19 protein-coding genes are annotated in these 19,104 nt (G+C 38.8%); 9 read left to right on the forward strand and 10 right to left on the reverse strand.

Annotated features, from left to right (window positions below; all coding sequences use genetic code 11):
• Positions 1-421: 421 nt before the first annotated feature.
• From CXF74_RS14875 to rpoE, 4 genes are read right to left on the reverse strand one after another with little or no spacing between them, the layout of a single operon-like run.
• On the reverse strand, positions 422-871 hold the full coding sequence (locus CXF74_RS14875) for a SoxR reducing system RseC family protein (RefSeq protein WP_101083322.1): 450 nt from the start codon (positions 869-871) through the stop codon (positions 422-424).
• Positions 861-1,883 carry a MucB/RseB C-terminal domain-containing protein gene (locus CXF74_RS14880; RefSeq protein WP_101083323.1) on the reverse strand — a complete coding sequence of 341 codons (1,023 nt, stop codon included), beginning with the start codon at positions 1,881-1,883 and terminating at the stop codon, positions 861-863. The genes CXF74_RS14875 and CXF74_RS14880 overlap by 11 nt, the downstream gene beginning before the upstream one ends.
• An 18-nt stretch (positions 1,884-1,901) precedes the next feature.
• The gene (locus CXF74_RS14885) at positions 1,902-2,429 is read right to left on the reverse strand and encodes a sigma-E factor negative regulatory protein (protein ID WP_101083324.1); all 528 of its coding nucleotides are present in this window, start codon (positions 2,427-2,429) and stop codon (positions 1,902-1,904) included.
• 11 nt (positions 2,430-2,440) lie between these two features.
• Complete coding sequence (gene rpoE / locus CXF74_RS14890; RefSeq protein ID WP_101083325.1) at positions 2,441-3,019, reverse strand: RNA polymerase sigma factor RpoE; 579 nt, start codon at positions 3,017-3,019, stop codon at positions 2,441-2,443.
• Positions 3,020-3,304: 285 nt separating this feature from the next.
• Between rpoE and nadB the strand changes: the two genes are divergently transcribed.
• Positions 3,305-4,930 (forward strand): L-aspartate oxidase, encoded by a 1,626-nt coding sequence (gene nadB / locus CXF74_RS14895; RefSeq protein ID WP_101083326.1) that lies wholly within the window; start codon positions 3,305-3,307, stop codon positions 4,928-4,930.
• A 13-nt stretch (positions 4,931-4,943) separates the two neighbouring features.
• Here the strand turns inward: nadB and CXF74_RS14900 are convergent, their stop codons facing one another.
• The gene (locus CXF74_RS14900) at positions 4,944-5,381 is read right to left on the reverse strand and encodes a protein YgfX (protein ID WP_101083327.1); all 438 of its coding nucleotides are present in this window, start codon (positions 5,379-5,381) and stop codon (positions 4,944-4,946) included.
• Positions 5,353-5,604, reverse strand: coding sequence for an FAD assembly factor SdhE (locus CXF74_RS14905; RefSeq protein WP_101083328.1), 252 nt, complete (start codon positions 5,602-5,604; stop codon positions 5,353-5,355). Before CXF74_RS14905 ends, CXF74_RS14900 begins: the two co-directional genes overlap by 29 nt.
• A gap of 132 nt (positions 5,605-5,736) precedes the next feature.
• On the opposite strand from CXF74_RS14905, the gene ygfZ reads away from it, so the two are divergent.
• Complete coding sequence (gene ygfZ / locus CXF74_RS14910; RefSeq protein ID WP_101083329.1) at positions 5,737-6,714, forward strand: tRNA-modifying protein YgfZ; 978 nt, start codon at positions 5,737-5,739, stop codon at positions 6,712-6,714.
• Between the two features lie 131 nt (positions 6,715-6,845).
• The gene (locus CXF74_RS14915) at positions 6,846-9,347 is read left to right on the forward strand and encodes a class I adenylate cyclase (protein ID WP_101083330.1); all 2,502 of its coding nucleotides are present in this window, start codon (positions 6,846-6,848) and stop codon (positions 9,345-9,347) included.
• A gap of 47 nt (positions 9,348-9,394) precedes the next feature.
• Here CXF74_RS14915 and metF read toward each other — a convergent pair whose 3' ends face one another.
• Positions 9,395-10,303 carry a methylenetetrahydrofolate reductase gene (metF, locus tag CXF74_RS14920; protein ID WP_101083331.1) on the reverse strand — a complete coding sequence of 303 codons (909 nt, stop codon included), beginning with the start codon at positions 10,301-10,303 and terminating at the stop codon, positions 9,395-9,397.
• A gap of 213 nt (positions 10,304-10,516) precedes the next feature.
• Between metF and metJ the strand changes: the two genes are divergently transcribed.
• The 3 genes from metJ (at position 10,517) to CXF74_RS14935 (ending at position 14,318) form a co-directional block, all read left to right on the forward strand.
• Positions 10,517-10,810 carry a met regulon transcriptional regulator MetJ gene (gene metJ, locus CXF74_RS14925; protein ID WP_101083332.1) on the forward strand — a complete coding sequence of 98 codons (294 nt, stop codon included), beginning with the start codon at positions 10,517-10,519 and terminating at the stop codon, positions 10,808-10,810.
• A 145-nt stretch (positions 10,811-10,955) separates the two neighbouring features.
• On the forward strand, positions 10,956-11,183 hold the full coding sequence (locus CXF74_RS14930) for a hypothetical protein (protein ID WP_101083333.1): 228 nt from the start codon (positions 10,956-10,958) through the stop codon (positions 11,181-11,183).
• A gap of 339 nt (positions 11,184-11,522) precedes the next feature.
• On the forward strand, positions 11,523-14,318 hold the full coding sequence (locus CXF74_RS14935) for a M16 family metallopeptidase (protein ID WP_101083334.1): 2,796 nt from the start codon (positions 11,523-11,525) through the stop codon (positions 14,316-14,318).
• Between the two features lie 511 nt (positions 14,319-14,829).
• On the opposite strand, the gene mscS is transcribed toward CXF74_RS14935, so the two are convergent.
• The 3 genes from mscS to coaBC form a co-directional block, all read right to left on the reverse strand.
• The gene (gene mscS, locus CXF74_RS14940; protein WP_232772543.1) at positions 14,830-15,657 is read right to left on the reverse strand and encodes a small-conductance mechanosensitive channel MscS; all 828 of its coding nucleotides are present in this window, start codon (positions 15,655-15,657) and stop codon (positions 14,830-14,832) included.
• A 90-nt stretch (positions 15,658-15,747) separates the two neighbouring features.
• A complete protein-coding gene (gene slmA, locus CXF74_RS14945) occupies positions 15,748-16,347 on the reverse strand; it encodes a nucleoid occlusion factor SlmA (protein ID WP_101083336.1) in 600 nt (199 codons plus the stop codon).
• A gap of 179 nt (positions 16,348-16,526) precedes the next feature.
• The gene (gene coaBC, locus CXF74_RS14955; RefSeq protein WP_101083337.1) at positions 16,527-17,741 is read right to left on the reverse strand and encodes a bifunctional phosphopantothenoylcysteine decarboxylase/phosphopantothenate--cysteine ligase CoaBC; all 1,215 of its coding nucleotides are present in this window, start codon (positions 17,739-17,741) and stop codon (positions 16,527-16,529) included.
• A gap of 115 nt (positions 17,742-17,856) precedes the next feature.
• Here coaBC and radC point away from each other — a divergent pair, with 115 nt between their 5' ends.
• The 3 genes from radC to rpmG all read left to right on the forward strand — a co-directional run bounded on the left by radC (position 17,857) and on the right by rpmG (position 19,072).
• Positions 17,857-18,534 carry a RadC family protein gene (radC, locus tag CXF74_RS14960; RefSeq protein ID WP_101083338.1) on the forward strand — a complete coding sequence of 226 codons (678 nt, stop codon included), beginning with the start codon at positions 17,857-17,859 and terminating at the stop codon, positions 18,532-18,534.
• A gap of 134 nt (positions 18,535-18,668) precedes the next feature.
• Complete coding sequence (gene rpmB / locus CXF74_RS14965) at positions 18,669-18,905, forward strand: 50S ribosomal protein L28 (protein WP_101083339.1); 237 nt, start codon at positions 18,669-18,671, stop codon at positions 18,903-18,905.
• Positions 18,906-18,916: 11 nt separating this feature from the next.
• Positions 18,917-19,072: a 50S ribosomal protein L33 gene (gene rpmG / locus CXF74_RS14970; RefSeq protein ID WP_011768487.1), complete on the forward strand. Its 156-nt coding sequence runs from the start codon at positions 18,917-18,919 to the stop codon at positions 19,070-19,072.
• Positions 19,073-19,104 lie beyond the last annotated feature (32 nt).

Here is a 19,104-nt window from a genome sequence, read left to right on the forward strand (position 1 = left end):
CACGTTAATCACTGAAAGATAAACTTTCAATGTTATTAATGAATTAATTCGTGTGTCATTGACATTGATTCTTTTTGTCCCCTTCTTACAAGAAGAGAGGACTTTTTTGAAATCTACTATCAATGCTCACACAGATTGTTTGATTAAATTGTTAAAGAGCATGCCTTTCGGCGAGGTGCGTATAATACGCTAACCTTGAACCTTGTCAACACCTTAATTATATTAAGATTTTCGACTCAAACTATCACTTATAAATAAGGCAGTTTGTTGGTTCGGACTTGGTAAGTAACTTTTGTTAGTTGCCTTGTCTGTGGGGTCGCATTATAGGGATCTGAATCACGTTGGCAACCGTTTATTACTATTCATTTCAATTAAATGACTAAACGAATAATAACTAAACAAAGTGCTGTTTAGTTATTCGTTATTTATCAAATTGAGTTGCAATAAATTGCTTTGATTGTTGATTGGGGAAGAGTTTATTAGCGATAAAGCGAGTGATGACAAAACCCAATGCAGTAAAAACACCAGAAGCGGCAATCAGCATGCCTTCGTTCACTATAAAGAAGCTTTTAATGAAGAGTGCGCTACCAATAAAAAAGAACAGGGGTAATAGGTAAATAAGCGCAGCGCTCTTAATTAAGTCACCATCACTAATCTGCAATTCGATGAAGTGATCTACTTTCATACCTTCTTTATAAGGAAGCTCAAAATATTGGCTTTTATCAGAGAAGGCTTTAGATACAACACCAACACCACAACTGCTTTGGTTGTGACAAGATGAGCAAGCTGATTTAGAGATACACTCTACTCGTACAACTTTTTCACCTTGCACTTCTTCAATCGCAATAACTTTACCGGTTTCAGTGATCATCAGTGACTAATTTGATCGATTCAGCTAAACGTTGTGCGGTAGCCACTGGAATATCACCGACTACATTGATCTCTACTTCTCCACGGTGTTCTGTATAAAGAACCGTTGCACCACGGCGAATTAGTTTTTGCGGTTCTTCTAGGGTTAATTTTTTCTCTGATATGTAAATTGAAACATTTACAATGCCATCATCAAGCAAGATATATGAAACAGGCTCATTTTCATGCATGACTAATCTGTGTTGATCATCTTTAATAACTGAAAAACCAGTGGGTAACCAAGTGGTTTTCCACTGTGAGCTGTTATCTGTAGTCGATTCAGGGATATGCACGGTTTCAGGTAAAGCATTAGTGGTTAATTTAGCTAACCATGGGTTACTGCTTTCTGAAACATTTAATGACATCACCATTATTTGCTCAACCACAACATTGGATTTGTTGATCGTATCTAGGCGGAGTGGCAATGCGGATTGCAAATCACACCAAACAACATAGCTATAACGATAATCGTCTTTACTGATCATACGGATAGCAATAGATTGTTTACCTGCGATGCGCCCTTTACCTAAAATGACATAATCGTAGCTTTGCTTACCCTTTACATAATCAAAGTTAGCAATATTTGCAAAAACGCTGCGGTTTTGGCCTGATTCGATAGTATAGGCAGGTCTGCCTTGCTCAAAATAACTGATTTTTCCTGCGTATTGAAGAGACTCTCGTATTACCCCATTAAGGTAACGAAAGTAACTGGCTTCTTCACCATCAACAATACCGTGGATTAACTGCATAGGTTCAAGTTGTTTTTGCAAACTACTTAAATAGAGAATTTCATAATTCTCTATTTGATAGGATTTTTGCATTAACTGCAGGTATTCAATAGCGGAGGGAATGGTACTTTCCTCCTTTACTACTAACTCTTTACTATTTCCATCAACTTCTATTGCATTGCCTAGTGGCGTTAATAGTAACAATACACTTGCCACTATTGTGCTAAAGAGGGAGTGTCTATTCATTGCTAACCTGTCTTTAATTTATGGCTGTACTTGGAGTTGTAATTGATGGTCTTTTAATAATGCTTCTAAACGTTCATGGCGATCTTGTAACGCCTGCTTAGATTGACCTTTATTCGCTTGTAAACTTACCGGTGAAACACCGCCACCAAATGGCACTGTGTTTAATACTTCAATACCATTGTTTTCAAGCGTTGGCTGCGAAGTAATAAAACTCGTCATTACAACAACACCAGCAACAGAAGCTGCAATAGCGTATTGGCCAAAGCGTTTCATAAATGATACTACATTATTATCCGATTTTTCACTCACCACGGTTGCTGTAATCGGCGTCACCGTTGCTAAACTCGGTTGCTGCGCAATTTCAGCCATGACTAGCTCACTGATATCGATGTTTAATGCCGTTTCGTTGCGCATCACGTCACCAATTAAATGGTAACGTGAAAAAACATCCTGTTGCTCTTTATCATGGATAAGTGCATCTAATGATTTGCTTTCAACGTTTTCATTATCAATCAAACTTGAAAGTTGTTCGTTAATTTCTGTCATTATATTTCCATTTACTCTTCTAATAAAGGTGCTAACTGTTTATCAATGGCATCACGGGCTCTAAATATACGTGAGCGCACGGTACCAATCGGACAATCTTCTATTTTTGCAATTTCGTCATAACTCATGCCTTCAAGCTCGCGTAATGTAATCGCAGCTTTCAGTTCAGCAGGTAAGCGGTCAATGGTTTCCATGATCACGCGTTTTATCTCTTCTGAACGCATAATACTTTCAGGCGATTCAACCGATTTAAGCGCATCACTACCATCGTAACTATCAGCTTCCATCGCATCGATATCCGATGCAGGTGGACGACGACTTTGGCTGGTTAAATAATTTTTCGCAGTATTAACAGTAATACGATATAACCAAGTGTAAAAAGCACTATCACCTCGGAATGAAGGCAATGATTTATGTACTTTAATAAAGACTTCTTGGGTTACATCTGCAATATCACCTGAACTACGCACATAACGCGTTAGTATATTCGCTACTCGGTTCTGGTATTTACGAACCAATAATGTAAAAGCTTGTTGCTCTCCATTCTGAATACGCTGAATTAATTGAAAATCTAAATCACGCTCATTCATTGAGCTTATCTACCTATAATTATTATTAGCCTTATTGGCATCTACAGTCATCCCCATGATACTTCAAGTGACAAATACAGCTCTAGGCTCCAACAATCGAAAAGGGAATAACCATTACCTCATGTTGCGCCTTGTTCTGGCTATCGAGCTTGTGCCTGACAAAACTGATTGAGGTAGCATGGGTATATGACCTAATGTCTTGAAGAAAGTTCCAAACTATTTCAAAAGAAATCATTTTTAGATAAACTGTGCGCATACTTCATTAACTGCAGAGCATATAGTGCCATGACAGAAAGTAAATCAATAACTGAACAACATAGTTGCGATATTTTAATAATCGGAGCAGGTGCAGCAGGCCTATCGTTAGCATTAAAGCTAGCGCCCCACGCAAAAGTAAACGTATTAAGCAAAGGTAAGCTTGCTGAAGGATCTACGTTTTATGCACAGGGTGGTGTTGCTGCGGTATTTTCTGATACCGATAGTATTGATTCACACGTTGAGGACACATTAATAGCTGGTGCAGGTTTATGTGATGAAGAAGCCGTTCGTTTTACCGTTAGTAATGCCAAAGAAAGCATGCAGTGGTTAATCGATACCGGTGTTGATTTTGATACCGAGCTTGATGAAGAAGGCAATAAACAGTTTCACCTGACGCGCGAAGGGGGACATTCACACCGCCGTATTTTACACGTGGCAGATGCAACAGGCCGAGAAATTGAAAATACACTGTTAAGCGCAGTAAAAAATCATGAAAACATTACCTTAATGGAAGGTTTTAACGCCATTGATTTAATTACCAGTCGCAAACTTAACTTACCTGCTAATCGAGTATTAGGTGCTTATGTTTGGAACCGAAACGCTGAGCGTGTTGAAACTATCAATGCACATTTTGTAACACTAGCAACCGGTGGCGCGAGTAAGGTTTATCAATATACAAGTAATCCCGATGTTTCCAGTGGAGATGGTATTGCACTCGCATGGCGTAGTGGTTGTCGTATCGCTAACATGGAGTTCAATCAATTCCACCCGACGTGTTTGTTTCATGCTGATGCAAAGAACTTTTTGCTGACCGAAGCACTGCGTGGTGAAGGCGCACATTTATTACGCCCAGACGGCACACGTTTTATGTTTGATTTTGATGAGCGTGCAGAACTCGCACCGCGTGATATTGTCGCCCGCGCTATCGATTACGAGATGAAACGTTTAGGGGTTGATTGCATGTACCTTGATATCAGCCATAAACCTAAAGAATTTATTATTAAGCACTTCCCCACTATTTACCGTCGCTGTCTGTTATTAGGCATTGATATTGCTCACCAGCCTATGCCTATTGTACCGGCGGCACATTATACCTGTGGTGGCGTGATGATCGATCATCATGGTCAAACCGATATAGATGGTTTATATGCGATTGGTGAAGTGACTTACACTGGATTACACGGTGCAAATCGCATGGCTTCTAACTCTCTTTTAGAATGTATTGTTTATGCACATGCTTGTGCAAAAGATATTATTAATCGCCTGCCTTTTTACCAAGAAAGAAAATTTGCAACCATTCCACCTTGGGATGATAGCCAAGTAGAAGATTCCGATGAAGAAGTAGTTATTCAGCATAACTGGCATGAACTACGCCTATTTATGTGGGATTACGTGGGTATTGTACGTACTGATAAACGCTTAGAGCGGGCATTACGTCGAGTGCAAATGTTACAACAAGAAATCGATGAGTATTATAATAATTTTAAAGTGGGCAATAACTTATTAGAGTTACGTAATTTAGTGCAAGTGGCTGAATTAATTATTCGTAGTGCAATGCAACGTAAAGAGAGTCGCGGTTTGCATTACAACTTAGATTACCCTGAGCAACTGGATAATCCAAAACCTACTATTCTCTGCCCGCAAAACGATTAGACCTTTAATCTTGTTAACCTCGCCCACTATTGATAAGTCGGGCGAGTAACCTAAATTGTTCTTCACTAACTGCATCTTTATAAATCGTTATATATTGCTTTTTATTTTTCCCAGCAAGAACAGTGCTCTTAACGTTAAGCTTCAAGAATATAAACAAGCCATTATAAAAAGACCCTCTGCTTATTTTTCCATGATAACGTTTATCTGCAACCACCCTTTCCACTAGACCCGATTCACTGATTAATAATTCATCTTGTTGCAGAAAGGTTTTCCACGCGTTATAAAATGCAGTAGCAAAAAGTAACAGATAGAAGAACAGTGAAGTAAAGGTAAGGGAAGTAACCAGTAGGGTTAATGCAATAACAATGCTATAAAGCAGGAAAATCGCAATTCCTGCGTAATAAGAAGAAGTTACGGTTATTTTATACTTTAACGCGTTTAAGGATGACATCGACAATTTTTGCTAATTCAGCATCAGGGCAAACTTTATGCCCCATAAACCATGCAAAAAGCTCAGGGTCTTCACAGGTTAATAGGCGTTGAAAAGTAAATTGGTCCCTATTAGAGAGATCATCAAATGCCTCATCAACAAAGGGCATAAATAAAACATCTAACTCTAACATGCCACGACGACACGCCCACTTTAAGCGCGATTTGTTCACCACTTCGGTCATTCTCTTATTTCCTATACGATAGATTTAGGTAAAAACACATCAACATCATAACAACAACAATTTATTAACGGCAACTACTGACAAAATAGGTTGTGAGCTATACCATTGTAAAAAAATATAAACGAGGCAATTATGCGCAAACTGAGTGATTTAGATAACATTAGCCAACTACCAGATTTAGTTTTATGCCCACTTGATAACTGGGACTTAATTTCTATTACAGGGGATGACCGCATCTCTTTTTTGCAGGGACAACTGACCTGCGATCTTGCGAGCCTAAAACCAGGGCAACAAACGCTAGCGGCACAGTGTAACCCACAGGGTAAAGTATTTAGTATTTTCCGCGTCATTATATTAGAAGACAGAGTCTTACTCACTCAACCAAGTTCAGTGACACAGCGCCAACTACCAGAGCTACAAAAATACGCGGCTTTCTCTAAAGTAGAAATTAAAAAAGAAACAGAATACAAAGCATTAGGTTTAGCGGGCTGTCAATCTGCACAATATATTGCAGAAAAAGTAGATACTGCGGCGACACATGATCAAAGTCGATTATTAGACAGCGGTACGGTCATAATCAAACAGCCTTATCCATCATTACGTTATTTAGCGATTATGAAAAATGCGATTGCTGATGAACTGTTAGAAGATCTTAAAAATCGCGCTGAAATTTTTGATGATAGTTTATGGAACGCGATGAATATCGCCTCAGGTATCGGTTTTATTGAAGAACAAACGTCAGCCACCTTTATTCCACAAATGTTAAACCTACAAGCATTAGACGGTATTAGTTTTGCGAAAGGGTGTTACATCGGCCAAGAAACCGTTGCTCGTGCAAAATATCGTGGCGCCAATAAACGCGCTTTGTTTATTTTAACCGGTCGTGCAGCTCAGGCGCCTAAAGTCGGCGATAATATCCAAATGTTGGTCAGCAATAATTGGAAACGTATCGGCACCGTTATTTCGGGTTGTCAGTACGGTGACGGACACATTGAAGTATTAGCGGTATTACCTAAAGATTGTAGCCCTGAAGATGTTTACCAGGTAAAAGAAATTGAAGGTTCAACACTTTATTATGCCCCACTACCTTACACACTAGACGAAGATTAATCGCACTCATCTAATCCCCGAATGAAATCGGGGATATTTCCTTGAACCATAAAATAATGCTATAATGGTCACACTTTTTGTACCATGTTTTTATCAACATTGTATGAGTCTAACCGAATAGTGGGTCTACGTTGAGTTGTGAAATTATAAGACTGCGTGATAAAGCGAATAAATTTAATCGCTTACGTATTCAATCTGCACAAGTATTAATGGATAAAGAGGAATTGAATGTATTTCAATCATTCCCTCTTCTCTTTCATTTTAATCTACCGACACTACCTGGTTATATTAATGCAGATGTTCCTGCGGGTATCTGTCAGTACCAAGTGACAGAAAACGCACATCATCTTATTAACTACTTTCTTAACGCAGACTTACCTAGCTCAGAACCAACACAGCACGATATCATTGGCATGTACGCCATGGGTAGCACCTCTTCTATTGGTCAATGTTCTGAAAGTGATTTTGATATATGGATCTGTTATCCACACCAACTGGATAGTGATCGTGTGGCTTTATTAGAAGAAAAGTCTTGGTTAATTACCCACTGGGCAGAAAGCTTAGGTGTAGAACTTAATTTCTTCTTAATCCCTGACAATAAATTCCGTATCAATAATGATGCAGGCATGACCAAAGACTCCTGTGGCTCTTCACAGCATATGGTTTTACTGGATGAGTTTTATCGCACCGCTCTGCGTATTGCCGGTAAGCCTATTTTATGGCGACTTATTCCGATTGAGCACGAACAAGATTACGACCAATACGTACAAGCTTTATATGATGACGGCATCTTAAACAGTGATGACTGGTTAGACCTTGGTGGATTCCACCGCATTCCCGCAGAAGAATATTTTGGTGCCACCCTTTGGCAACTCTATAAAGGCATTGATACCCCATACAAAGCAGTCTTAAAAACAATCTTGATGGAAGCCTATTCGTGGGAATATCCAAAAACAGAATTGGTTGCTATCACCTATAAAAAACGCTTCCAAACCCAAGAATTCTACGACGAACAGCTTGACCCATATTGTTTAATGCTCGAAAAGGTAACCGATTACCTCACTGAAATTAAAGACTTTAAACGTATCGAAGTCGTGCGCGCTTGTTTTTACTTAAAAACAGAAGAGACACTTTCCAAGGTTTGTTATAACGACAACACCGCTTGGCGACGTACTATCCTGAATAAATTTGTAAATCGCTGGGGTTGGGTAGAAGAGCAGATCGCCGATCTAGATAACCGTAAAAATTGGAAAGTCAGCGACGTAACAAAAGCCAAAGATATTTTGCTTGAAGCTTTAATGACCAGTTATCGTAAACTGCTGTCGTTTGCGCGTGATAATAATATTGGAGAATCAATCAGTGCTGAAGATATCGGTATTTTATCTCGCAAACTGTATGCAGCTCATGAAACATTACCCGGCAAAGTTGATCTTATAAACCCGAATATATCTCCTGATCTTTCTGAGCCTAATTTGAGTTTTATTCAAGTGCCAGAGGGCCGAAAGAACAAAGTCGGTTGGTATTTGTATAATTGTTCACTTGATACCCATACACTGATTAATACGCCAACCTTAATGTATGCAAAATATATCTCTAAGTTAGTTTCTTGGTGCCACATGAATGGCTTATATGAAGAAGAGACTAAGCTTCATCTTTATAACCAAGGCTCAGACTTAGTAGACAAAAAGCTCAATCTATTTATTCGTGACTTGTACTCTGTTTTTCCTGTCTATGTGCCTAAAGCGAGCAATCAGTCTTTAAGTCAGCCTTGTGAAATAAAGCACTTAGCTATCTTTTTAAATCTCGAAAAAGATCCAACTCGTCATTGGCAAGATGCTCACGAAGATACTGAAAGTGAAAATGATGACGTATTGTCCTACGGTCAAAATAATGAGTGCTTGATTGGTAGTGTTGACCTTGTTTACCGTAACTCTTGGAATGAAGTACGTACCCTGCACTTTAATAATAACTATGCAGTGGTTGATGCGCTAAATACTATTTTAGGAAAAATGCATCAAGATGCAGCGCCTCCTGAACAGATAGACCTTTTTTGTTATAGCCAACATTTTCAAGAAAAAATAAGCCATAGCTTTAAAAGCAAACTTGAAGAATATATCCAATTACGTTTAGATTCTGTTACCCAGCGTTCAGTGCAAACACTTTGGACGGGCGGACGAAAATTTGGATTTTATTTTGAGCGAACCGGTGTTTCACTGCAGCATCTACAAAGCACAGTCGACATTTACAGCCATATTTCGAAGAAAAAACTTTCCACCAGTGTCGTCAATCTTAAAAACACTTTTTTTGAGCAAACAGCAGAAGTCATTGAATCGCATATCAGTGAAGGGTTAATCCAATTCTTTTTTGAAAATTATCCGAATGGCTTTAATGTCTATATTGCTAATGCAGAAAATGAAGTAGAGAGCTTCCAAAGCTTTGCGGGTAGTAAAGATGATTTAGTACACAATGTGAATCGTTTTTATGCGTCTAATAGCACTGAAAACAGCAATCTAGAAGATCAAATAAACTTCAACTTACCGCAGTTTTATGAAATTGAGTTAGGCGAAAATGAGCAGTTAGAACTCTCTTCTTTCAAAAGTAGCTGTAAAGGTGCAGAACGCACGTTACATTAATAACAATATCTTCCGCTTATATTGAGCGGAAGATTCTTGCTAAGTGTTTACTCAGGACGAAGTCCAAGTGAATGGCAAATCGCGTAACTCAAGTCACTACGATTTAGCGTATAAAAATGAAAGTCTTTTACCCCTTCCTGGCTTAATACCTTAACCATATCCATCGCAGCCGTTGCACCAATTAAATTACGTGTCATCGGATCGTTATCAGTTCCTTGATACAACTTGTGCATCCAATCCGGCACATGCACATTGGTTAACCCAGCGAACTTCACTAAGGTTTTGTAATTAGAAACCGGTAAGATACCCGGAACAATATCGCCATCTATTCCCTGTTTCACACATTTGTCGCGAAAACGTAGGAAGGTCTCCGCATCAAAAAAGAACTGAGAAATAGCACGATTAGCACCGGCATCAAACTTCGCTTTTAATACATCCAAATCGAACTGTGCATTGCTCGCTTCAGGATGCTTCTCCGGGTAAGCGGCCACGGAAATATCAAAGTCCCCTTCTTCCTTGAGTAACTTAACCAAATCCGTTGAATACATATGTGGCTTCGATTCCCCTTGAGGAATGTCGCCACGCAATGCAACAATACTGCGAATATCATTATCCCAATAATCACGTGCTATTTGGCGTAGCTCTTCCTTACTTGCATCAATGCAGGTTAAATGTGGTGCTGCAATCATGCCCGTTTTGGCTTTAATGTCTTTGATAATATCGTGGGTACGATCGCGTGTTCCCGAGTTGGCACCATAAGTAACAGAAACAAATTTAGGTTTTAATGTTTTTAAACGCGCTATCGATCCCCACAAGGTTTCTTCCATTACTGGAGTCGCAGGTGGAAAGAATTCAAATGAAACCCCAACCTCAGTATTAATATCGGCAATGTTTTGGTTTAGCTGTGCCAAGTATTGTGCAGAAAAGTATTTTTGTTGCTGGGTTTCAATCGTCATGGTGTTAATCCTTTAGCTGTCTAGACGTCTTTAATTAAAGACAATCTATCTTACTATTAAATTATGTCAACAAAACAATTTAAACATGAAATAAACTAAATATAAGATGAGTTTTATTCAAACAACCAATCAGACTTCTAGAAGTCTATTTGCCATCGTCGATAACAATCGTTAAAATGCCCTTTCTTATACTATGGGTAAAACAGGAACATCATGTCTAAAGACTGGAACGGTGAATACATCAGCCCTTACGCTGAGCACGGAAAGAAAAGTGAGCAAGTTAAAAAAGTCACGGTTTCTATTCCTACTAAAGTATTAAAAATACTGACTGATGAACGCACTCGACGCCAAGTTAACAACCTTCGTCATGCGACTAATAGCGAACTGCTATGCGAAGCTTTTTTACATGCATATACAGGGCAACCTCTACCTGAAGATAGCGACTTGGATAAAAATCAAGAAGCATTAGAAATCCCAAGTAGTGTACAAAGTAAAATTAAAAAGTAACTATTATTTAGTTACTTTCACACTTCAAATAAATCATCATGAAAATATCACAGTAAAACTACCCGCGCGGGTAGTTCCTTTATATAATGTAACCTTTATAATCCTTTGACATAAAAAGACTTATTTCATTTCAAGGATTGATAAAATGACAACTTTCCAGTTTTATAAGAAACAAAATGCACTTGTTCATATCGATATCGATACACTTTCCTTCCACAACGAAAAGTTGCAATTGATAGCACAAGGATTTGAACTTATTGGCGATATCGTAGAAGCAGAAACAAGCTATGCTGCTTTCAATAAATTTAAAGCATTACACCTTCAACAACCTATTCAATTTAATAACAGCCATATCTTTGTAAATATTCAATAACTTATCGATGGGGTAGCCTATGACGTGGTTTATTATCAGTCTCGTAGTCACAATCGCAATAGTAGCCCAGCGCTACTATACCTGCCGTTTACCGGGGAAGAATAGTGATTGGCAAAAGCTCCCTTTTTTAGCCGAATATCTACTGAAGTACCCTGAATGTAAAATAGATGATGAAAATATTCGTTGTTATCATTGTCAATCAGACAACGTGCTTTTCCAACCACTCACGAAACACACCTCTCCTCGTTACAAATATGTTTGCTTAAATTGCAAGTGCATGTTATTTAAAAGTAAATTTATTATATAATCCTCAGTTACATACCACTTTCAAGGATAATTATGAACATCATTCCAAAGGGCTTTATTGCCTTATTCTCATTACTCATGTTAACAGCGTGTATGACCTCAAGCCCCAATCCAGAGAATAGTTTTGCAACTATTACAACAGCGACACTAGAAAATGGTCTCGATTACCAAATTCATGCAAAACAAGACAACTCTCAAAAAATACAACTTCATCTTTTTATAAAGTCAGGCTCATTCAGCGAAACAGAGCAACAAAAGGGCTACGCACATCTACTTGAACATATGGCGTTTAACGGCACCAAAAACTTCCCTAAAAACAAAATTATTGAGCTATTTGAAAAATCAGGCTTAACCTTTGGTCAAGATATTAATGCTTATACGAGTTTTACAGAAACGGTTTACACATTAAGCGTACCGGCTTCCGATAAAAAATTACTTGGTGAAACACTGCTTTATTTACGTGATGTATTAAATGATATTGAGTTTGACCAAGCTGAATTAGATAAAGAAAAAGGCGTAGTGCAAAATGAATACCGCTCACGCATGCCGCAAGAGCCTCCTTATTACTTTGCACTCTTTACGGATTACATTGAGGGTAGCCAATACGGTACACACCTACCTATCGGTACCTTAGAAAGCGTTGGAAGTAGCACAGAGCAAGGCGTGAAATCCTTCTACAAACAGTGGTACCGCCCTAATAACGCCAAACTACTGATCACTGGCGATGTCGATAGCGTGTTTGCTAAACAACTGATTATGGAAACATTCTCAAGTATTGATAAAACAAAAAATCAACAACTACAGCCAGCCGTAGATGCGCCTAAGTTAAAAACTGATAGCAAAGCATTCACCAGTAAAATTATTAACTTTTCACAAACAGATCTATTTTTTGAAACGCCCTATTTAGAGCTTAAAAGCACCGAACAGCTAAGCCAAGCCATTAAGTTGGATCTGTTTGACAGCATGCTTAACTATCGATTAAATGTGCTTAACCGCCAGAGAGCGTTGCCTTTTAGCGAAGTCTCTTTCAGTTACTTGCCACTGTTGAATAATAAATCATTTAAGAATATTGCCATTAGTTACCAAGAAGGTAATGCCGCAAAATCAGTGACTTTTATTGCTCAAGAGCTCGCTCGATTGGGTCAACATGGTTTTAGCCAAGCAGAATACGATCTACAGCTTGAAGCATTACAAGCAAGGCAAGCAGAGCTTAAAAATAATTACCTTAACCAAAGCTCTGCACAAATCGCGACTCAAGTGATTGACTCATGGGCAACTGGTAATAGGTTATTTACCTTTGAGCAAGAACAACAAGCTTACAACACAGCACTCTCAGCATTGACATTAGATGAAGTAAACCAACTCACTGAATCTCTACTTGAAAGCCCTAAAAAACTAACACTGGCTTACCCATACGGCACTATTCAGCCTAACTTTTTAATGGTCGACAAAAGCTTTACTAAACATTTTAATAAAGAAATAGCCAATACCAGTATTAAAATAGAAAAAATGGTCTTACCGATTATAAAAAGAAGCAACAATTTAACACCGGTAAAAAGTGAGAAATTTTATCCAGAAAAGAAAATTACGCAGCTTGCTTTAAATAATGGTGTTGATGTCATTTTACAAGTAGATAGCAGCGTAAAAAATGCAATTAGCATGAGTTTCAGTGCCCCGGGTGGGAATAACACGTTAATAGCTAAAGAGGCAGCCGCCAATACACTATTAATTAATAGTTATGCAAATAGTGGCCTTGCTGGTTTATCACCGCAAGCGTTGAACCAGAAATTTATTAGTGCTAAAGCAGGCTTAGCACCTTATACATATAACAATAGCCATGGTTTCACTATGGAATCAGTCAATAACCCTAAAAGCTTAGAGCTTGTTTTTTCAATGTTATATAGCGCGATTAATGACGCAGCAATAACACCAAAGATATTTATTCAGGAAAAAAACAAACTCATTGAGCAACAAGAAAGCTTTTTAGCCCAACCCACCAGCGCAACACAGATAAAGCTGTTAGAGGCACTCTTCCCAAGCAGTCCTTATCAACATGTATTTAGTGTCGAAGAACTGCAAGCAATACAACAGAGTGATGTTGAAGCGATACACGCGCTATTTTTCAGCAGTGTAAATGGTTACAAGCTAACCATTGTTGGTGACTTTGAAATTGATGAAATGAAAAACCTTGTTTTACAATACATCGCACCATTACAAGGTGGAAAATTGCATCAGTTTGACCAAAAACCACAAAAACTGATTCAACAAGCGACCAAGATTAATGAGTTTACCAATCCGCAAGACAATGCCATTGTGACCTTTGGTGCGGTAACCGATAATAAAAACCAAAGCATTAAAGAAGTGTACCAAGCGGACTTAATGAGACGTATCGTGACTCAAACCTTAAACCAGCAAGTAAGAGAAAAATTATCACTCACTTATTCTCCTTACGTGTACGTGGCAGACCAACAAGCAGGTAACCACTTTACTGAAGTGTTTATTCAGATGGTCACTAAAGTTGAAGATGCACAAAAAACCCAACAAGTCATCGCTGACATCATGAATGACTTTGTCACTAAGGGTATTACTAATGAGCAATTAGTCGACCACCAGCTTGGATTAACAAAAGGTATGTTATCTAATTTATATAAATCAACGGACAGACAGTGGTTTCTTCACCGAGACCATCTATTAGGCTTTGAATTAGACTCAACTGAGAATGCACAAACGATTGTTAACAGCATCTCACTTGAAGATATGAATCAGTTCTTCAAAACTTACTTAGATCCCACTAAAACAGTGCAGATGATTAACCTTCCTCAGAAGTAACTCCCTGCTAAGTAAAGCCCTTGTTGAAAGGGCTTTTTCAAACAAAAGCATCATGAAAATTGGCATTCATATTTTCAATCGAAATATGAATGCCATTCAATCCCTAGCACCTTCCTTGTTGATTAAACCTCTGCATGACATTCCTCATCCTGCCTGGGAGTTCATATAAGCCACTTAGCGTTAAAAATCCTACCTTGTGTTACACGTTCTGCTTATAGGCCTGTTGATGTAGTTAGCTTCCTTGTATCTACCATCACTCTTTCTGTCTAATAAAATGAAACTGGTTATCTGTTTTTATTCACCATGATGGTCGTTAGCTTTGTGTGTTAGGCGCTAAAGTCTTAAAAAAACATCAGCACTGCTGGCTGTAACAGAAAGGGATTAATCGAGGTAAGGTAAGGCTATCTTTAGGCCTTCATTAAAAGACTTGAAAGCATTCTTTTTCAAACGGTAAAGACAAAAAAGCCCCGCTAAGTGCGAGGCTTTGATTCATAAGGTAAACAGCAAATTATTAAGCTGGTTTATCCATATGAACATCCATTTGTGGGAATGGAATTTCAATGTTTTCAGCATCTAATGCATCTTTAATCGCTTCCATTAACTCGAAACGAACATTCCAGTAATCAGCGCTGTTAACCCAAGGGCGAACAACAAAGTTAACACTTGAATCACCAAGTTCAGCAACTGCAACTTGTACACCAGGATCTTTAAGAACAAGTGCGTTAGCAGTAACCACTTTCTCTAATACCGCTTTAGTTTGTTGTAAGTTAGCGTTGTAGCTTACACCAATCGTTAAATCGATACGGCGTGTTGCTTTACGAGAATAGTTGACGATATTGCCACCTAAAATTGCAGAGTTTGGTACCACTACAAATTTATTATCAACCGTTACTAACGTAGTCGCAAAAATTTGTACTGATTCAACACTTCCAGCAATACCCGCTGCGTCAATGTATTCACCCGCTTTAAATGGACGAAGAACAATAATTAACACACCCGATGCAAAGTTAGACAATGAACCTTGTAGTGCAAGACCAATCGCTAGACCCGCTGCACCAATTAGAGCAATAAACGAAGTCGTTTGTACACCGATACGGCTTAATGCTGCAATCACAACGAATGCAACAATAACGTATTTCACCATGTGTGATACAAAATCAACAATCGTGCTATCTAACTCACGCTTGGTCAGTACTTTATGGAACCCATTAGAGATGATACGCGCAAACAACATACCAATTAAAATAGTGGCAATTGCAGATACGATATTTAAACCGTATTCAATGATCAGGCCCTGATTGTTATTCGCCCATTCAACACTGTTTGCCACAACATCCATGCTATTTTCTAATCGCTCACCGATTACTTCACCTGCCTTCTCAGCAACCTCTGGCACTATATTCTCATCTGACATGCTTATCTTCCTTATTTAGCTTTGTTTTAGTTGGTTGTAAAGAAATGCCCACTGAGCTTTAAAGCTCTGGGTTGGTTTCTGTTTAAATTGCGATCGAACAAACTGGTTCAATCGCCCTTCTACGTAAGCCAATAATAGATTAGCAATAACGGCCTCATCAGCACTTAATTTATCGCCATCTAACATTGGCTTTTCACGTAAAATCTGTTTAATTTGCGATTCAAGTTTAGAGAATATGTGCTCAACACGTACTTGTAAGCGTTCATTTTCTCCCAGTAATGCATCACCGGTTAAAATACGAGTAATGCCTGGATTTTGCTCAGCAAAACCGAGCAAGAAATGTAACAGATGTTCCACTCGAGTAAAAGTTTGTTTTTGTTGATCTTTAATTAAGTTAATTTGTGTAAAAATGGTGTTTTCAATATATTCGATTAAGCCCTCAAACATACGTGCTTTGCTTGGAAAATGACGATATAAGGCAGCTTCCGAGACACCCACTTCGGCAGCTAATTTAGCCGTTGTGATGCGTTGCCCTGGCTTCCCCTCTAACATGACTGCTAAAGCGCGTAAAATATCATCTTTGCGATTTGTTTTCTTTTTTGTCGCTGTAACCATTGCTGCTAACTTCCTTAACTTATAATTTACCTGAATGCCCAAAACCACCCGTAAAGCTTTCTACAACGTCAAACGTTGCCTGAGCAACGGGTAAAAACGCTCATTGAGCCAAACGCTCTCCCACTTCTAAAATGAAACTACTCTCGGAACCAGAATTTTAAGCTCCGCCTGTTTCATTTTTATGTACTCTGCAGATATTGTTGCGCAATAATGACCAATAGCTGATTTGCGACCTTCTTTTTGTCCGCAAGAGTTATATCAAATCTTTCAGTTTCAGAAAATACTGTTAATGCATTTTTTTCACTATTAAAACCTTGCCCTGATTTTGCAACATCATTTGCCGCAATCAGTTTTAATTTTTTGCGTTTTAACTTATCTAGTGCATAGCGCTCAACATCTTGCGTTTCCGCAGCGAATCCAACACAAAATGTACCTGTGTTTGCGCTAGCAACATCAGCAATAATATCTGGATTCTTAATCAGCTTGATCGTTAAGTCATCAACACCCTGCTGTTTTTTCATTTTCTGTACTTCAACGTGCTCTGGGCGATAATCAGCCACGGCAGCACAAGCAATGAAAATGTCACACTGAGCAAGGTCTTGTAAACTTGCTTTATGCATCTGCATTGCACTACAAACATCAATACGTTTTACATTTAAAGGTGTTGCCAAACTTACAGGGCCACTAATTAATGTGACGTTTGCGCCCATTCTCTGCGCCATCTCAGCTAATGAAAAACCCATTTTTCCCGAGCTATGATTACTGATATAACGAACAGGGTCTAACGCCTCTTGCGTCGGCCCCGCTGTGATAGTCACGCTTACCCCCGCCAATAGTTGTGGCACAGGTGCAAAGAACTCAATAACGCGTTGCACTAAGTCGCTAGGCTCTAATAAACGTCCAGGGCCAATATCACCACAAGCTTGTGGCCCTTTTCCTGGTCCCCATATATGCAAACCACGTTCAGCTAATACTGTAATGTTTTCTTGTGTGGCTGGGGCGAAATACATTTTCATGTTCATTGCCGGTGAAACAGCGATTGGCGCAGGTGATGCTAAACAAAGCGTAGTCAGTAATTCATCAGCAAACCCAGCTCTTAAGCGTGCAATCAAATTGGCTGTTGCAGGGGCTAATAATACCAGATCTGCCCACTTAGCGAGTTCAATGTGTCCCATACCCGCTTCCGCGCTTGGGTCAAGCAATGAGTCAGCAATGGCATAGCCAGAAACGGCTTGCATCGTCAGTGGTGTAATAAACTCTTTGGCAGCCTTGGTCATTACAATGCGAACGTCTGCCCCCTGATCTTTTAAACGGCGTGTTAATTCCGCGCATTTATAAGCAGCGATACCACCAGAAATACCTAATAAAATCTTTTTTCCAGTTAATGCAGACATAGAGAATACTCATAAGCAGGTAAAAAATAGAGGCGTAGGATAGCATAAACATTTTCAGCAATATGTGATTTTATCGACTAGATTTAAGATCAATTCATCCTAAATGGTAGTGATAATGACCACCATAAAAGATTGGCCAAGCCAAGAACGTCCACGAGAAAAACTACTATCAAAAGGCAGTAACGCGCTTTCTGATGCCGAGTTATTAGCTATTTTTTTACGGACTGGCTGTAAAGGCATTGATGTGGTCGCCTTATCACGCCTATTACTGACAGAGTTTGGATCATTACACGCGATTTTTGCTGCTTCTGAGCATGAGTTTTGTGCCAAAAAGGGATTAGGCCAAGCAAAATATGTGCAATTACAGGCCGTATTAGAAATGTCACGTCGTTATCTTCAAGAACCTCTGCAAAAAGGAACGACCTTAACCAGTGCAAAACAGACCAAAGATTTCTTAATTGCGAAAATGCACGCTTACCCTTATGAAGTTTTTGCAGCGCTTTTATTAGACACACAACATCAAATAATCTGTTTTCATGAGTTCTTTTTTGGATCAATTGACAGTGCAACGGTTCATCCTAGAATTATTGCGCAAAAAGTTTTACATGAAAATGCAGCTGCAATTATCCTCGTTCATAACCATCCAAGTGGTGATCCAACTGCGAGTATTTGTGACCGAAAAATCACCGAAAAAATCATCTCTGCGATGCAATTAATTGATGTCCGAGTTTTGGACCATTTCATCATTGGACACCAAAAAACCACCTCATTTGCCGAAAAAGGGTGGATTTAACAGTTTAATTTACAGATTTGTTGATCTTTCATACTCGATCATGTATAAAATGCGCCCTCGACGCCTTTGGCGACGGCTAAAAAAGGTGTTCGACTATTTTGCTCGAGTAAAACTAATATATTGGAGAAATCGACATGTCTAGAGTATGTCAAGTTACAGGTAAGCGTCCAGCTACTGGTAACAATGTATCACACGCGAAAAACCGTACACGACGTCGTTTCTTACCTAACCTACAAACACATCGTTTTTGGGTTGAGAGTGAGAACCGTTTTGTTAAATTACGTCTAACTACTAAAGGTATGCGTATCATTGATAAGAAAGGTATTGATACCGTTCTTGCTGATATCCGTGCTAATGGCATTAAAGTTTAAGGAGCAGTAACATGCGCGATAAAATTCGTTTAAATTCAAGTGCTGGTACTGGCCATTTTTATACTACTGATAAAAATAAAAAGACTATGCCTGAAAAATTTGAGATCAAGAAATTTGATCCTGTTGTACGTAAGCACGTTATGTACAAAGAAGGCAAAATCAAGTAATTTTGATTTTATCTGATAAAAACCCAGTTTAT

The sequence above is a fragment of the Psychromonas sp. Urea-02u-13 genome (assembly GCF_002835995.1).
In the GTDB taxonomy this organism is placed as follows: Bacteria; Pseudomonadota; Gammaproteobacteria; order Enterobacterales; family Psychromonadaceae; genus Psychromonas.

Bases quoted from the DNA above. Each gene is read 5' to 3' on its own strand.
- rpmB (WP_101083339.1), top strand. From the start codon at position 18,669: ATGTCTAGAGTATGTCAAGTTACAGGTAAGCGTCCAGCTACTGGTAAC.
- ygfZ (WP_101083329.1), top strand. From the start codon at position 5,737: ATGCGCAAACTGAGTGATTTAGATAACATTAGCCAACTACCAGATTTA.
- CXF74_RS14930 (WP_101083333.1), top strand. From the start codon at position 10,956: ATGACAACTTTCCAGTTTTATAAGAAACAAAATGCACTTGTTCATATC.
- rpmG (WP_011768487.1), top strand. From the start codon at position 18,917: ATGCGCGATAAAATTCGTTTAAATTCAAGTGCTGGTACTGGCCATTTT.
- mscS (WP_232772543.1), bottom strand. From the start codon at position 15,657: ATGGATGTTGTGGCAAACAGTGTTGAATGGGCGAATAACAATCAGGGC.
- CXF74_RS14875 (WP_101083322.1), bottom strand. From the start codon at position 871: ATGATCACTGAAACCGGTAAAGTTATTGCGATTGAAGAAGTGCAAGGT.
- CXF74_RS14900 (WP_101083327.1), bottom strand. From the start codon at position 5,381: ATGTCATCCTTAAACGCGTTAAAGTATAAAATAACCGTAACTTCTTCT.
- slmA (WP_101083336.1), bottom strand. From the start codon at position 16,347: ATGGTTACAGCGACAAAAAAGAAAACAAATCGCAAAGATGATATTTTA.
- radC (WP_101083338.1), top strand. From the start codon at position 17,857: ATGACCACCATAAAAGATTGGCCAAGCCAAGAACGTCCACGAGAAAAA.
- CXF74_RS14905 (WP_101083328.1), bottom strand. From the start codon at position 5,604: ATGACCGAAGTGGTGAACAAATCGCGCTTAAAGTGGGCGTGTCGTCGT.
- coaBC (WP_101083337.1), bottom strand. From the start codon at position 17,741: ATGTCTGCATTAACTGGAAAAAAGATTTTATTAGGTATTTCTGGTGGT.
- CXF74_RS14885 (WP_101083324.1), bottom strand. From the start codon at position 2,429: ATGACAGAAATTAACGAACAACTTTCAAGTTTGATTGATAATGAAAAC.
- metF (WP_101083331.1), bottom strand. From the start codon at position 10,303: ATGACGATTGAAACCCAGCAACAAAAATACTTTTCTGCACAATACTTG.
- CXF74_RS14935 (WP_101083334.1), top strand. From the start codon at position 11,523: ATGAACATCATTCCAAAGGGCTTTATTGCCTTATTCTCATTACTCATG.
- metJ (WP_101083332.1), top strand. From the start codon at position 10,517: ATGTCTAAAGACTGGAACGGTGAATACATCAGCCCTTACGCTGAGCAC.
- CXF74_RS14880 (WP_101083323.1), bottom strand. From the start codon at position 1,883: ATGAATAGACACTCCCTCTTTAGCACAATAGTGGCAAGTGTATTGTTA.
- nadB (WP_101083326.1), top strand. From the start codon at position 3,305: ATGACAGAAAGTAAATCAATAACTGAACAACATAGTTGCGATATTTTA.
- rpoE (WP_101083325.1), bottom strand. From the start codon at position 3,019: ATGAATGAGCGTGATTTAGATTTTCAATTAATTCAGCGTATTCAGAAT.